Below are 15,142 nucleotides of genomic sequence, written 5' to 3' on the forward strand. Positions count from 1 at the left end.
TGCCGCTCGCTTCCTTGCCGACGGATCTCTCCCGCTCGGCCTCGCCTCCGCGCCTCCGGACGCCGCTGCCCTGCGCGCCACGGCGCCCCGACCGCGGCCCCCGCTCGCGACGCGTCGATGGGCGGCTCGCAACCTTGCTCGTCGCGCTGACCGTGTGCGGATGCAAGCCGGGAGGCGCGGCGGTGGAGCTGTCGAAGGAGGGGGCGAGCGACGACGCGCTCGAGGTCGCCGCGCTGCCAGCGGACGGCCCCAAGCTGGTCGCGCTTCGCGCAGGGACGCCGGTGCTCGCGCGTCCGCAGGCGGGCGCACGCAAGCTCGGCGAGCTCTATCCTGGCGCCGCCGTCGTGAGGTCCTCGGAGCCGTACGGACGCGCGGGGTGCAGCGGCGGTTGGTATGCGATCCGCCCTCGCGGGTTCGTCTGCGCGGGCGACGGCGCGACGCTGAACACCGACGTGCTCGCGCTCCTGCCGGCTCTGCCCGACACGTCGCGGCCCCTCCCCTACCGCTATGGCCGCGCGCGAACCCAGGGCGCCCCGGTGTATTTCGGGGTGCCCAGCCGCGAGGAGCTGCAGCACGCCGAGCCGGATCTCGATCGCCATCTCGAGCGTGTGCAGCGCAGCGACGCGCAGCTCGGCGCGTCAGCCAACGACGTCCCGCTGGACGCGCGCGGCGTCTCCTCCGGGCCCCCGGTGCTGCTGCCGAGAGGCGACGGCATCGGCGAGGACGGGCGCAGGACCGAGGCCGGATACTTCGTCTTCCCGATCGCCGACGTGATCGCGCCGCTCCCGCCCGTCGCCGTGCTCGGCATCGACATCGGCGGAAAGGACGGCGCCCGCGTCGATCTGCGCGCGGCGCTGAAGACGGTGGCGCTGCGCAAAGGCAGCGGGGTCGCGATCACCCGCACGTTCACCTCGGAAGCGACCGACGGACGCAGGTTCGGCGTGACGCCGGAGGGACGGCTCATCCCGACCGACCGGCTCCAGGCCGCGCTCGGATCACCGTGGCACGGCCTCGATGTCGAGAAGCTCGGACTGCCTGTGGCGTTCGTCCATCGCCACGACGTTCACACGTGGTCGCTCGGCCGCGGTAAGGCGAATGAGAACGACGAGGAGCTCGAGCGCCACACGGGCGTGCCGCTCACGGGCAAGTTCAGGACGGTGGACGGCGTCCGCTTCGAGGAGGCGCGCGACGGCTTCTGGCTGCGCGCGCAGGACCTTGTCGTCGTCGTACGTCGCACCAAGCTCCCCGACTTCGCCAAAGGCGCGCAGCGCTGGCTCGACGTCAGCCTGGTGAACCAGACCCTGACGGCCTACGAGGGGCAGAAGCCCATCTACGCCACGCTGATCTCGTCCGGACGCGACCAGCTGCGCGACCCTGAATCGACCGCGTCCACCGGGCGCGGCACCTTCCGCGTTCGGAGCAAGCACGTCACGCGCAACATCGATCCGCGCGAGGTCGCCGACAGCTTCGACGTCACCGACGCCCCGTGGGTGATGGACCTCGCGCCGGGCCAGGCGATCACCGGCATGTACTGGGGCGCCGGGGTCGGCGAAGCGCAAGGCTTCCACGACATCGCGCTGACGCCCATCGATGCGCGGCGCATCTTCCTGTGGGCCGAGCCGGAGCTCCCCGAAGGGTGGCACGCTGTGTACAGCAACGACGAGGAAGGAACCCTCGTCCACGTGCGGCCTTGATGTTCACGCAGCCACCGCTGGCCCTCCGAGGGAGGCCAGCGGCCGACTGTCACCATTGCTGGTGCCGAAGGAGGGAATCGAACCCCCGACCCGGCGCGTATGAAACGCCTGCTCTAGCCAGCTGAGCTACTTCGGCAAAAGTGAGGGCGGACTAGTACCGCCCCGTCTCCACTCTGTCAAGCGAGGTCGTGCGCGTTACGACGCGTGATCGTCGCGGTCATCTCCGCCTCCTCGGTCATCCCGGTCATCCCGGTCATCGCAGTCATCCCCAAAGTTTGCTCGGGATCACCGTTCGCGCTCTCGGTGCTTCGGCAGGACCGCGGGGTTCCTCGCCTCGAACGGCATCGACCACCGGAAGCTCTCGCCGAGCTCGGGCGGCACCGGGGGGTACGGCGAACCGCGCAGCACCGCGCGCCGGCAGTTCTCATCGAACTCGGGGATGCCGCTCGGCCGCGTCACCGACGCGCTCCCCACGGTCCCATCCGCGCGGATCACGAAGGTCACGATCACGGTCCCCTGAAGCCCCTCGCCTGCGGCCCACTTGGGAAACGCGTCGGCCCACAGCGGATGCAGCTTGGCCATGACCTGCCTCATGTAGTGGCTGCGCCTGCGATCGAGCGGATCGTTGTCGAGCAGCCGGCCGCGCCCTGAACCGAGCGCGCTGGAGCGCGCACCGCTGCCCGCCACGCCGCCCGCGCCGGTCGCGCCCGGTCCTGCCTGTCCGCCTGGCCCGAGCCCACGAGCCCCTCCGGCCGAGCTGGCGTGAACGAGCGACTGGATCGCCGTCGCCACCTCCTGCTCGCTGTCCACCGTGTCGTTCGGGCGCCCCACGGCGTCCGCGGGGACGGATGGCGTGCCCACCGCGACCATCGGCCGCGCCAGCGGAACCGCCGCGCTCTCGCGGTGATCCTCGCCGGGCCGCCCGTCGCGAACGCCCAGCCCCGCCGACGCGCGCTCGCCTCCCTCCACGGCGCCGCCGGCGGCGCGCGGGCTCGCCCCCGGGGAAAGCGTCGCGTCGCGCGCAGCGGACACGTCGGTCGCGCTGTCGATGCCTGCAGGCTGGGCCGCAGCGCCGAGCACACCGCCGCGACGCTGCGGCGCGCCGCCATCGCGCGCCCCGAGCGACGGATCGCGCTCGGCCGACGTGCGTCGCTCGGCCCGACGGCCGATCCGCCCCCCCGCGAGGAACGTGAGCTCCATGGGCTCCCGGCTGGCGCGCCAGTCCTCGCGCGATGCGCGCTGGGACGACGAGCGGATGCGCTGGATCTGGCTCCTGTCGAGGCGCGAGCGGATCTCTGGAGACAGAAAGGTCGCGTCGTCCCTGTCGGCGAGGTTCAACGCAGGCAGCTCCGCCGCGTCGGTACCTCCACGCCCGCTCGTCCCCGTGTCCGGCCGCGGTGCGTCTTCCCCTCCGCCGCGCGAAACGCGGACGGCCAGCTCGGACGCGGTCGCCGCCACGCGGTCGAGCGTGCCGTCCGTGACGACGGGCAGCTCGATCTCGATCGGCGCGCTCATCGCGGCTGGCGACCCGACCGTCCGCGCGCGCGCTACCTCCGGTGCCGAGAACGAGCCTGCGACGACCAGCGCGCCTGCGCCCACCAGCCCTGCGTGGGCTGCGACGGAGAGCGCCCACGCGGATGCGATCCGGCGGCCGTCGCGAGACCTCTGCGCCATCGTGCTGTCACTATGCCTCGAAACGTGCCTGGGGCGAGCCCGCAGGCGCGAACGCGCGCGCTCGTCTCAGCCGGCGAGCGCGCCGTCCTGCGGAAGCCGCAGCCGCCTGCGGGTGTTCTCCGCGGTGCGCGCGGCCAGCGCCTCGAAGGGCTCGCCCCGGAGCTCCGCGACGAAGCGCGCCGTGTGCAGCACGTGCCCTGGCTCGCACCGTTTCCCCCGGAACGGCACCGGCGCGAGGTAAGGACTGTCCGTCTCGACCAGGATCCGATCCCCCGGAGCCCAGGCGGCGACCTCCTGGATCGCGCGCGCGGTCTTGAAGGTCACGATGCCCGAGAACGAGAGGTCGAAATCGAGCGCGAGCGCTCGCTCGGCGAACGCGCGATCCTCGGAGAAGCAATGGATGATGCCGCCCACGTCGCTCGCCTGGGCGCGCTCCAGGATCGCGAGCGTGTCTTCCGGCGCCTCGCGCGTGTGGATGACGATGGGCTTCTCCACCCTCCGAGCGAGGGCGACGAGGTCGGCGAAGACGCGCTGCTGTGTGTCCTTCGGCGAGTGCAGGTAGTGGTAATCGAGGCCGATCTCGCCGACGGCCACGACCTCGGGCCGGCGCGCGAGGACCTCGAGCTCCGCGAGCATCCGGTCGTCCAAGGCGGAGGCATCGTGCGGATGGACGCCGACCGCGGCGTGCACGTCGGCGCGCCGCGCCGCGAGATCCGCGGCGAAGCGCGCGGCGGAGAGATCCGCGTCGACGCCGACGACCACGAACGCGTCCACGCCGGCGGCCCGCGCGCGGTCCAGGACGGCGTCGGCTCCTTCGCGGAAATGACGCGGATCGACGTGGCAGTGCGAGTCGATGATCATGCTTCGCTTCAGGTGACGAGCTCCGCGAAGCGCGCGCGGAGCAGCGCGCTCGCGGCGTCGAGCGCGCAGCGGTCGCAGTAGCCCATCCCGCGCAGCCGCTCGAGCGCGCGCGTCGCGTTCCTGCGCTCCTCTTCGCGCAGCTCGCCCCAGCCCTTCTCGGACTTGCCGTCGCTCTGCGCGTCGCGGAGGAGCGCGACGAGATCGCGAACCAGGAGCGCCACGCCCTTGCGCCGCTCCGTGAACACCGCCTCCCGCAGCTTGCGGATCTGCTGCGGGAACACGACCGCGTTGACGATCTTCTGGCCAGGGTGGTCGATGGCCCACGCCGCGATGGCCGAGATCAGGCCGCGCCGGTGATCGTCGTGCTTCGTGCGGACGCCGAGGAGCCCCTCCACCTCGCGCATCATGCGCTCGTCCGGGTTCTCGAAGTCGCCGGTGTGCGGGTTCCTGATCTTCTCCCCCTTCACCCAGACGCCGACGTGGGAGACGTACCGATCGAACAGCTCGGCGTAGCGCGTCTCGTCGACGAGGCCGCTGGCCGTCCGCATCTCCTCCTCGGTCGTGTCGAGCAGGCGCGTGCGCACGACCTCGCGGAAGAGCCGGTGATCGTGGTAGCCGCCCGCGAGCTGCTTCTCCTTGAGCCAGTCGTACTCCGCCTGCCGCTTGCAGAGCGCGTCGAGCTCCGAGAGCACCGCGAACGGGGAGAGGCACGCGTGATCCTCGCTCTGCGCCGCGTCGAGCAGGAGCGTCCGCACCTCACGCGGCGAGACGCCGAGGCGCCCCTCGAAGTCCACGGACGCATCGCTCTCGTGGTAGATCGCCTCGATGCCCGCGCGCAGGACCTTCTGCGCCTCGGCGTCGAACCGCTCCGGTGCCGTGCCCGTCGCGAACAGCTCCATCTTCTCGACGGCCGTGAGGCTCGAGACGAGCGGCGCGAGCGCGTCGGGGTACCGCTTCGCCTCCGGCTGCCGCATGCGGGTGAGCACGGCGAACTGCGCGGCGACGCGCGTCGCGTGCGGGGCGACGTGGCGGGTCACGAACGGGACGATCTGCGTGTCGTAGATCGCCTGCTCGTCGGGGTAGCTCCGGAGGTAGGGCGCGCGCAGGAGCTCGAAGCGCCCGCGGAAGCTCGGGAACTCCGGGTGCTCCCGGAAGGCGTTGAGGTGCACGTCGTTGGCGCTGCCGATCATCACGACGTTCGTCTGCACCGTCTGCTGCGGCAGGCTGACCTCCCCCGTCTCCAGCGTGAGCTGGAGGTACCGGAAGGCGTCGAGCGGTCGCTTGAGGAGATCGCTGAACTCGAGCACGCCCCCGGCGGCCTCGATCAGCTCACCGTGCGCCTCGAAGAGCGTCGTCGCCTGAAGCGAGGTCGGGAGCGAGGCGAGCGAGCGATCTGCCGTGATCTGCCGCTCGCCGGCGTCGACCGAGAGCTCCGGGCCGATCGTGACGGCGCCGACGCGGTAGCGGCGGGAGATGAAGTACCGCTCGACCTGTACGTGCCGCAATGTCTCGACGAGCGAGCCGCCGCTCGCGACGAGGAGCGCCTCGAAGACCTGCTGGTTCTTGTGGGACAGCTTGCCGCTCATCAGCCACTCGGGCGGCGGCTCCGTCGCGCCGGCGTCCTCGTAGAGCTTCAGGATGAGCGCCCGCCGCTCTCGCACCGGGAGCAGGAACAGCGGGTGATCCCTGAGCTCGATCACGAGCCGGGCGTCGATCTGATCGTCCTCGAGGTGGGCGTAGCTCGTGCCGTCCGCGGCGCTCGCCTTCACGTCGCCGCCGAAGCCGATCGAGCCGCGCATCGTCTTGCGGCTCGGGAACACCCAGTGGAAGCGGTACACGGCCCCCTCGTCGAGGGTCGAGTAGTGCTCCAGGGCGCGCAGGATGCAGGCGGCGAGCGTGCTCTTCGCCGAGCCGTTCGGCCCGTGCATCAGGACGAGCCTGTTGGCCCTGCCCTCGCGCACGAAGTTGCAGAGCACCCGGTAGACCTCGGACTGCAGCTCTTCGTGGCCGATCAGCGCGAAGTCCCGCCCGTGGTAGGAGGCCGCGGCCGGCGCGCCCTGCTGCGCGGGCTCGGCTGCGGGCAGCTCCCACGGCAGATCGAAGAGCTGGAACCGGGTCAGCTCCCCCCAGGGCTTCTTGATCGTCCGCGTGCCGAAATGGTCGAACATGTCGCGGACGTAGCGAGCCGCGTCGCGTCCGAAGCGGACCGGATTGGAAGCGAAGAGCTCCAGGTACTGCTGGAACGAGAGGACCCGCTGCTCTTCGTTGAAGCGCCTGGCCATCGAGGAGGCGATGGCATCGAGCTCGGAGAGGGCCTTTCGAGCCCGCTCAGCCGCACTGCCTTGGACCGTCTGGCTGGGGCCGACCTCGCTGGGCTGGCCCCCCCGGCAACCGGAGGTGTCGTTGTTCACGTGAGGCTGAGTTTACCGTTCCGCCTACTGCACGTCGACGACCGCCTCGAGCTCCTGCTTCTGCATCAAACAATTCGCGGCGCTGCAGATGCTGAAGGAGAGCACGCCCGCCACCTTGGTCTTGCCCTTCTTGGCCGCCACGAACGGGACCCTGAGGGAACCCTTTTTCTCCTCGAACATGCCGTCCTCGCGCTTGAGCAAGGGCTTCGGGTACGAAACGCCCTCGGCGGCCGCCTCGGTGACCTTGAACTTGATCGGGTATTTGTCGTTGATGTGGTAATCGCCCTTGGACAGGAGCGACACCTCCACGAGCCCCTCCTGGCCGGCCTTGTACGTCCCTGTCGGCTTCATTTCGAGGGTGTAGACCGCATCCTCGACCTTCGATTTTCCGCCCTGGGGTGGGGCCGCAGGTGCTGCGTCGGGGGCGCCGCGAGAGGTCGCCGCTTCGCTCTGGCTACAGCCGAGGACGGGGAGCCCGGAGAGCGCGATCAGGCACATCGCGGCGGAGAGGGGCTTGCCGGTCCGAGTTGAAGGATGAGTGCTCATGGTCAACACAAATAACACAGCGGCGGCGCCAGCGCGAACGCGGGGCCCCGGCGCCCAGGACGATGGCGCACTGAACCGGAGCGCGCGCGCCATACGCCGCCGCCTCCGCCGCCACTGCGGCGCGTAAGGCGCAACGTCGCACGAGCGCACGGCCCGGCGCCGCCGTCAGCGCGAAATCAGCAGCGCGACGAGCGCACAGAGCAGGACTGCCGCGCCGGCCACCGCGGGGATGAACCACCGCGGCAAGCGCTGTGGCACGCCCATCACGATGTCCTCGGCGAACGTCTCGGAAGCGTCCGGCGAGGGCGCGATGACCGCGGCGGCGCTCGACCCGCCGCTCGCGCCAGCGGGGACCGCGCCCACGCTCGCCGAGGCATGCGGCTGGCGGGCCAGGACCGACGGCAGCGCGGCGCGGATCCGGGCCGCGAGCTCCTTCTGCGGCAGGTGCGCCCAGTCGCGGTGCGACCCCGCGAGGCCGTACGCCTGGCCCACGCGATCGGCGAGCAGGCCGACGGAGGGCAGGCGCGCCTCCGGGCTCTTCATGAAGGCCTCCTCCATCACCGGATCGAGCGAGGCCGGCGCCCCGTACGCCTTGCCCGCCACGCTCGGAGGCAGCGGATTGTTGCCCATGATGGCCACGAGGATCATCGGACCGGTCGGCGCGTGGAACGGGACCTGCCCCGTGACGCACTCGAACACGATCGCCGCGACCGACCAGACGTCGGCGCGATGGTCCAGCGCGAGCAGCCCCTGCGCCTGCTCGGGGGACATGTAGAAGGGCGACCCGATCGTCGTGCCGACGACGGTCAGCTTCTTCGCGCCCTCGCTGTTGTCGCGCACGCTGCCGAAGTCGAGGATCTTCACCCTGTCGCCGTCGTGCGTGCCGACCAGGAAGATGTTGTCCGGCTTGAGATCGCGGTGCACGACCTTGCGCTTGTGCGCCTCCTCGAGGCCGAGCGCGATCTGCGACAGCATCCGCACCAGGCGCTCGGGGGGCAGCACCTTGTCGCGCTTGAGGACCGTCCGCAGCTCCTCACCCTCGAGGTACTCCATGACCAGCGCGAAGCTGTGGTCCTCGGTCTTCTCGAAGGCGAGCACGTCGACGATCTGCTCGTGGGGAAGCGACGCGCTGACCTCGAACTCGCGGTGAAAGCGCTCGACGCTCACCTCGTCGAGCGCGACCTCGGGGTGGAGGATCTTCAGGGCGACGCTGCGGCCGGTCCGAAGATCGAGCGCCTGGTAGACGCGCCCCATGCCCCCGTCGGCGACGATCCGCCAGATCTGGTAGCGCCCGCCGCAGAGGGTCGCGCCGACGCGCCTGTCCTCCGGGTGGACCGGCGGCGCTACCTCAGCGACCGGGATGAGGCGCTGCCCGTCGACCGGACAGAAGCCGCTGTCGTGCGAGAAGAGCCTGAAACAGGCGGAGCACGTCTTCAAGCCGCACCCGGGATCAGGCGCGGGAGGGGTCCGCGGCCGGCGTGCTGCCCGACGCGGGCTCCGGCGGCATGTAGTAGAGGATCCGGTTGCAGTTCGGGCACCGCTCGAACTCATCCTGGCGGCGCATCTTCTGGAACATCATCGGCGGCACGGACAGGTGGCAGCCGAGGCATGTGCCGTCGTACGTGCGGGCGATCGCGACGGGCCTGCGCGTCCGGATCGACTCGTAGCGGCGGTACAGGACGACCGGCAGCTTGCCGACCACCTGCTCGCGCGCCTCGGCGCGCTGGGCGCGCTCGGCCTCGAGCGCAGCCAGCGACGCCTGCGTCCCCGGCGCGCTGCCGTCGATCGCCCCCGCCAGCTCGACGCGCTTCGCCTCCGCCACATCGATCGCCGAGCGCGCCCCCTCGGAGGCCGAGTTCAGCCGCTCGATCTCTTCCTCGCGATCGCGGTGCAGCTTGCGCAGCTCCTCGATCTCGCGCTGCGCCGCGTTGGACTCGCGCTCGTTCCGGGAGCGCTGCAGCTTCTCCCGCGAGCGCTCGATCTGGCTCGACATCTGGCGGAGCTCGACGACGAGCTCGGAGCGCGTCTTCTCCATCGCCGCCAGGGTCTCCCGATCGCCCTTCAGCCGCTCCTCCAGCCGCTTCAGGTCCGACCGCATCCCTTCCAGGCTGCCGCGCTGCTTGTCGAGCTGCTCATCGATGCGGCGGATCTCGCTGTCGATGGCCGACAGCTCTTCGAGGAATGCGATCTGCTCGCGGATGCTCACGTGCTTCCTTGTCTCCTTCTGTTTCGTGGCTTTCGTGGGCCCACCTGGACTCGAACCAGGAACAGCCCGGTTATGAGCCGGGGGCTCTGACCGATTGAGCTATAGGCCCTGGAACAAGGGCGAACCCCCGATCGGGTCCGCCCACTTTCGCACCGGCGGACAACGTAGTCCAAGCGGCGCGCAGTTGGAAGGGGAGCGGTTCGGCCGGACCGGGTTCCACGATGGCGCCACGGCGGTCGGGGGTGGGCTCGGCCGTGAGGGAAGCCCGTTCGCAGACGGGGCGCAGCGCGAGGGAGGCCTCGCCGGGCATGGCGCACGGACATTGCGCCGGCGTGCGCGGTCAGTCCACGCCAGAGGCCACGCCAGAGGCCACGCCACAGGCCACGCCAGAGGCCACGCCAGAGGCCACGCCAGAGCCGCGCCACAGGCCCGCGCGGGCTGCGGCCCCTCACGGCCCCTGCCGCCCGCCCGGATCGACCATCGGGCTGCGGCGCGGGATGCGCGCTGTCTTGGCCGCCGGGGTCACGGCCTTGCCCCCGTCGAGCGCGTCGGAGCAGCACCGGAACCCGACCTGATAGAAGCGGAACCACCGGTTGTGCGTCGACGTGACCGGGCGGCATCGCGAGCGGATCGGCCCCCAGTAGCCCCCTTTCAGCGTCGATCGAAACGGCTTCTCGTCCAGCGTGCCGAGCTCATTGTTCACCCACTCGTCGACGTTGCCGGTCATGTCGCGCACGCCGAAGGGGCTGACGCACCGGTGCATCTCCCCGGACGCAACCCGGCGATCGAGCCGCTCGACCTCCGCCGAGATCTTCCATGGGTCAGCGAACGTCTCGAGCACCGGCATCGAGATCTTCTTGTCGATGTTGCAGGCGTCAGGATCGCGAGCGATCCCGTAAGGATAGGGCCACATCTGCGGCCCCTCGCACGCGAACTCCCACTCCTCGCCGGAGCAGAGCCGCTTGCCCTCGATCTCGCAGGCGCGCTTCGCCTCCAGCCAGTTGACCATCACCACCGGGCGGACGCCCTCGATGTTCGGGTACTCGAAGACGTCGATGCAGAAGCGCCGGTGCTGGAGGCGCCCCTCGCAGAGGACCTCCGGCTCGAACCGCGCGCAGATGTCCTTCTCCTCGTCGATGTAAGCGGCGCAGTGGTGCCCGACGTACGGGCAATAGATGCCGTCGACGAGCACCATCCCGCCGAGGCATGCCGCGCGGCTCTCCGGGTCGACGCGCACGTACGCAGGCAGCGGCGGAGGCGCCGGAGGCGCCAGCGCGGGCGCGGGCGGGGCCGGCTCCGGCGGGGCGATGCTCGCAGCCGGGGCCGCGCTCGCCGCCTCGAGCGGCCCAGGCGGCCTCTGGAAGCGCGGGGCGAAGAGGAGCGCGCTCACCAGGGCGGCGACGACGAGGGCGGCGATGAAGGCGATGCGCTCGCGCATGTCAGTCGTACACGCCGTCCTTCTCGCGGTCGCGCTCGATGAAGGGCCGCGGCGGCGGCGTGACGACGCCGTCGACCGTGTCCGAGCAGCAGCGGAAGCCGACCTGGTAGAACTTGAACGTCGGCCCGTGCCCTCCGGTCGTGAGCCGGCAGGTGTTCCGAACAGGACCCCAGTAGCCGCCGTTGAGCGTGGCCGGGCGCGACGTGCCCGGATCGTCGGCGAGGTTGTCAGTCCACTCGTCGACGTTGCCGGAGAGGTCGTACGCCCCGTAGGCGCTGATGCAGTTCGGGTGCGATCCGATGGGATCGGCCTGCCACAGCCGGGCGATCTCGCCCTCGCGGGTCGCCTCGTCCACCATGGCGTCGATGTCGAACTCGATCGCGGCGCGGTCGATGTTGCAAGGGCTGGGCGTGCGCACGAAGCCCCAAGGATACGGCAGGCGCTTCGGTCCTTCGCAAGCGAGCATCCACTCGGAGCGCCGGCACAGCCGCCTGCCGATCGAGGCGCAGAGCGACTTCGCCTCGTACCAGTCGACGTAGACGCGCGGGAGCTCGCCCACCCGGTTCGGCCACTCGTGGCGGTCGATGCAGAAGCGCCGGTGATCCGAAGGAGCCCGGCAGCGGGCGCCGCGCCCGTACTCGGGGCAGCCATGGCCGGCTCCATCGCCGCTGCGGGTGCAGACATACGGGAGGGATGGACAGAAATCGCCCTCCACGAGGCTCATGTCGGCGGGACACGCAGCGCGCGCCGCGGGATCCTCCGCGAAGGGATCGACCAGCGGGGCCGCCGCGGCGGCCTGCTGGCTCGCGCTTCGCGGAGCCGGGGCCGCACCGGGAGGCGAGCCCGGAGCGGGCGCTGCTGCCTCCCCCTGACCAGCGGCCGTGGCGGGTGCAGGCGTGGACGATGCTGGTGCCGCGGGCCCGACAGAAGGTGCCGCAGCGGGGCCGGGCTCGGAGCGCCCGGACGGAGAGGGCGGCTCGAGCAGCAGCGCGTCGAGCTCAGGGGCGTACCGCGCAAGGAGCGCGACCACGCCGAGCGCAGCGCCGGCGCCGACCGCCATCAGGACACTCCTTGCACGCGCTTCCACCTGCGCGCCCTCTCATAGTCCAGCTCGCAGCGCAGCGACGTGAGAAGAATTGCAAGACAACCGGAAGACCTGGCGCGCGCCGTGCGCGGCGCGTCGCGGCGCGCGGCGCGCGACGGGGCGGGGCCACGAGGGCAACAGGGGGCAACAGAGCCAACAGAGCAGCGAGCGGCGAGCAGGAGCGGCGCCACGCCCGCTTCCGTGTGTGATAGCTCTCCGGTTCCCCCTATGGATCGACTGGTCGTTCGAGGCGCCCGGCAGCACAACCTCAAGAACGTCAGCGTGTCGCTTCCGCGCGACCGCCTGGTGGTGATCACCGGCCCGAGCGGCTCGGGCAAGTCGTCCCTGGCGTTCGACACCATCTACGCGGAAGGGCAGCGCCGCTACGTCGAGTCGCTCTCCGCCTACGCGCGGCAGTTCCTCGAGCAGCTGTCCAAGCCGGACGTCGAGTCGATCGAGGGCCTCTCGCCCGCCATCGCCATCGAGCAGCGCGCGCTGGCGAAGAGCCCGCGATCGACCGTCGGCACGGTGACCGAGATCTCGGACTACCTCCGCCTGCTCTTCGCGCGCGTCGGCACCCCGCACTGCCCCGCGTGCGGCAAGCGGATCGAGGCCCAGACGGTGCAGCAGATCGTCGACCGCATCCTGGATTTCGGCGACAAGACGCGGGTCACGATCATGGCGCCCATCGCGCGAGGCCGCCGCGGAGAGCTGAAGCTCGACATCGAGCGGCTGCGCCGGGAGGGCTTCGTGCGAGCGCGCATCGACGGCGAGATCGTCGATCTCGGCGACGAGATCGTCCTCGACCGGACGCGCGCGCACGACCTCGACGTGGTCGTGGACCGGATCGTGGTCAAGGACGGCATCAAGGGCCGGCTCACCGACTCCGTCGAGCTCGCGCTCAAGCTGGGCGAGGGCAGGCTGCTCGTCGACATCTCCAGCGACGGCATGAAGATCGAGCCGCTCTGGATGAGCGAGCGCTTCGCGTGCATCGACTGCGGCATTTCGCTGCCGCCCATCGAGCCGCGGATGTTCTCCTTCAACGGCCCGCACGGCGCGTGCCCCGCCTGCGACGGCATCGGCGCGAGGACCCGCATCGATCCGGACCGCGTGGTCCCCGATCCTCGGCGCACGCTCCGCGAGGGCGCGGTGGTGGCCTGGGGGCGCCGCGGCTCGCTCTCGCTCGCCACGGAGACGGAGCGGGCCGTCAGCGCGCTCGGCTGCGATCCGGACGTCCCGTGGGCGAAGCTGCCGGCGGCGGCGCGGCAGGCGATCCTCGAAGGGAGCGACGCCCAGGGCGCCGGCGGCCGGGGGAAGAAGAGGGCCGCCTACGAGGGGATCATCCCGCGGCTCGAGCGCCTGCTGAGCAGCGGCGAGCCCGCCCTCGCCGACGAGGAGGAGGCCGATCCCGACGAGGACAGCGCCGCGCTCTCCGACGAGATCGGCCGCTTCGTCATCACGCGCGTGTGCGACGCCTGCGACGGCAGGCGCCTGCGCCCGGAGGCGCTCGCCGTGCGCCTCGGGGATCGCAACATCGCGGACGTCGGCACCCTGCCGCTGCGCACGCTGCGCGTCTTCCTCGAGGGCCTCATGCCGCCGAAGGAAGGCGCGCCGCAGGCCGCAAAGGGAAGCGCGCCGCGGGCCCCCGCCGATGGGCAGGCCGCGGGCGAGGCCCACGTCGATGGGGCGCTCGCGCCGCGCGAGCGCGCGATCGCCGAGCCGCTGCTCCGGGCGGTGATCGCCCGCCTCGGGTTCCTCATCGACGTCGGGCTCGACTACCTCACGCTCGACCGCTCCGCGCAGACCCTCTCCGGCGGCGAGGGCCAGCGCATCCGCCTCGCGACGCAGATCGGGGCCGCGCTCGTCGGCGTGCTCTACGTGCTCGACGAGCCCTCGGTGGGCCTGCACGCGCGCGACAACACGCGGCTGCTCGAGGCGCTCAGGCGGCTCGTGGACCTCGGCAACACCGTGGTCGTCGTCGAGCACGACCGCGACGCCATCCTCGCGGCCGACCACATCGTGGACATGGGCCCGGGCGCGGGCGTGCACGGCGGCAACGTGGTGGCGCAGGGCACGCCGGAGGAGCTGAGCGCCGATCCGGCGTCGATCACCGGCCCGTACCTCAGCGGCAAGAAGCAGCTGGCGATCCCCACGAAGCGCCAGCGCCCCGATGGGCGCTTCATCCGCGTGAGCGGCGCGCGGGCCCACAACCTCCTCAACGTCACGGCCGAGATCCCCGTCGGCCTCTTCTGCACGGTCACCGGCGTGTCGGGCTCGGGCAAGTCGAGCCTCATCGTCGACACGCTGCTGCCGGCCGCGAAGAACGAGCTGTACAGGAGCTCCGCCCCGATCGGCGCGTGCGACGGCATCGAGGGCCTCTCGCACATCGACAAGGTCATCTCGATCGATCAAGCCCCGATCGGCCGCACGCCGCGCTCGAACCCGGCGACGTACACGGGGGTCTTCGGGCTGCTCCGCGAGCTCTACGCGGGCCTCCCGGAGGCGAGGACGCGCGGGTACAAGGCGGGCCGCTTCTCGTTCAACGTGAAGGGCGGTCGCTGCGAGGCCTGCCAGGGCGACGGCGTGCTCCGGATCGAGATGCACTTCCTGCCCGACATCTTCGTGACGTGCGAGACGTGCGGCGGCCGCCGGTACAACCGCGAGACGCTCGAGGTGCTCTACCGCGGGATGTCGATCGCCGACGCGCTCGACCTGACGGTCGAGCAGGCGATCGACCAGTTCGAGGCGCTCCCCCGCGTCCGGGAGCGGCTCGCCGCGCTCGCGCGCGTCGGCCTCGGCTACATCACGCTGGGGCAGCCCGCGACGACGCTCTCGGGCGGCGAGGCGCAGCGGGTGAAGCTCGCGCGCGAGCTCGCGCGCAAGGCCACCGGCCGCACGCTCTACGTGCTCGACGAGCCGACGACAGGCCTGCACTTCTCCGACATCGAGGTGCTCACCGCGAGCCTGATGAGCCTGCGCGACGCCGGGAACACCGTCCTCGTGATCGAGCACAACCTCGACGTGATCGCCTGCAGCGACTGGGTGATCGACCTGGGCCCCGAGGGCGGTGAGCGCGGCGGGACGATCGTCGCCGCTGGCACCCCGGAGGACATCGCGCAGGAGGAGGCGTCATTCACCGGCGCGTACCTGCGCGAGGTGCTCGTGGCGTCGAAGCGTCGCACCCCGCAGCAGCCGCGCAGCCGCGCGGCCGCCCGCAAATAGCAGAAC

Annotated in this window: 10 protein-coding genes and 2 tRNA genes; 2 read left to right on the plus strand and 10 right to left on the minus strand. The window is 71.4% G+C overall.

Features of this window, described 5'->3' with window-relative positions:
- The first annotated feature begins 134 nt into the window (after positions 1–134).
- Positions 135–1,694 carry a L,D-transpeptidase gene (locus WME97_RS20725; protein WP_437554210.1) on the plus strand — a complete coding sequence of 520 codons (1,560 nt, stop codon included), beginning with the start codon at positions 135–137 and terminating at the stop codon, positions 1,692–1,694.
- A 59-nt stretch (positions 1,695–1,753) separates the two neighbouring features.
- On the opposite strand, the gene WME97_RS20730 is transcribed toward WME97_RS20725, so the two are convergent.
- The 10 genes from WME97_RS20730 to WME97_RS20775 form a co-directional block, all read right to left on the minus strand.
- A tRNA-Met gene (locus WME97_RS20730) sits at positions 1,754–1,830 on the minus strand.
- Positions 1,831–1,979: 149 nt separating this feature from the next.
- The gene (locus WME97_RS20735; protein ID WP_437554212.1) at positions 1,980–3,368 is read right to left on the minus strand and encodes an energy transducer TonB family protein; all 1,389 of its coding nucleotides are present in this window, start codon (positions 3,366–3,368) and stop codon (positions 1,980–1,982) included.
- 66 nt (positions 3,369–3,434) lie between these two features.
- Entirely contained in the window at positions 3,435–4,229 is a 795-nt protein-coding gene (locus WME97_RS20740; protein ID WP_437554214.1) for a TatD family hydrolase, read from the minus strand.
- Between the two features lie 8 nt (positions 4,230–4,237).
- The gene (locus tag WME97_RS20745) at positions 4,238–6,511 is read right to left on the minus strand and encodes a PrkA family serine protein kinase (RefSeq protein ID WP_437554216.1); all 2,274 of its coding nucleotides are present in this window, start codon (positions 6,509–6,511) and stop codon (positions 4,238–4,240) included.
- 153 nt (positions 6,512–6,664) lie between these two features.
- Positions 6,665–7,186, minus strand: a complete 522-nt coding sequence (locus WME97_RS20750; RefSeq protein ID WP_437554218.1) for a hypothetical protein — start codon at positions 7,184–7,186, stop codon at positions 6,665–6,667.
- A 165-nt stretch (positions 7,187–7,351) separates the two neighbouring features.
- The gene (locus WME97_RS20755; protein ID WP_437554220.1) at positions 7,352–8,623 is read right to left on the minus strand and encodes a serine/threonine-protein kinase; all 1,272 of its coding nucleotides are present in this window, start codon (positions 8,621–8,623) and stop codon (positions 7,352–7,354) included.
- A gap of 13 nt (positions 8,624–8,636) precedes the next feature.
- The gene (locus WME97_RS20760; RefSeq protein WP_437554222.1) at positions 8,637–9,392 is read right to left on the minus strand and encodes a zinc ribbon domain-containing protein; all 756 of its coding nucleotides are present in this window, start codon (positions 9,390–9,392) and stop codon (positions 8,637–8,639) included.
- A 35-nt stretch (positions 9,393–9,427) separates the two neighbouring features.
- Positions 9,428–9,501 (minus strand) — tRNA-Ile (locus WME97_RS20765).
- 339 nt (positions 9,502–9,840) lie between these two features.
- Complete coding sequence (locus tag WME97_RS20770; protein WP_437554224.1) at positions 9,841–10,830, minus strand: formylglycine-generating enzyme family protein; 990 nt, start codon at positions 10,828–10,830, stop codon at positions 9,841–9,843.
- A 1-nt stretch (position 10,831) separates the two neighbouring features.
- The gene (locus WME97_RS20775; protein WP_437554226.1) at positions 10,832–11,890 is read right to left on the minus strand and encodes an SUMF1/EgtB/PvdO family nonheme iron enzyme; all 1,059 of its coding nucleotides are present in this window, start codon (positions 11,888–11,890) and stop codon (positions 10,832–10,834) included.
- 252 nt (positions 11,891–12,142) lie between these two features.
- On the opposite strand from WME97_RS20775, the gene uvrA reads away from it, so the two are divergent.
- Entirely contained in the window at positions 12,143–15,136 is a 2,994-nt protein-coding gene (uvrA, locus tag WME97_RS20780) for an excinuclease ABC subunit UvrA (RefSeq protein ID WP_437554228.1), read from the plus strand.
- The last annotated feature ends 6 nt before the right edge of the window (positions 15,137–15,142 follow it).

This window comes from Sorangium sp. So ce367, assembly GCF_051520455.1.
GTDB lineage: Bacteria > Myxococcota_A > Polyangia > Polyangiales > Polyangiaceae > Sorangium > Sorangium cellulosum_B.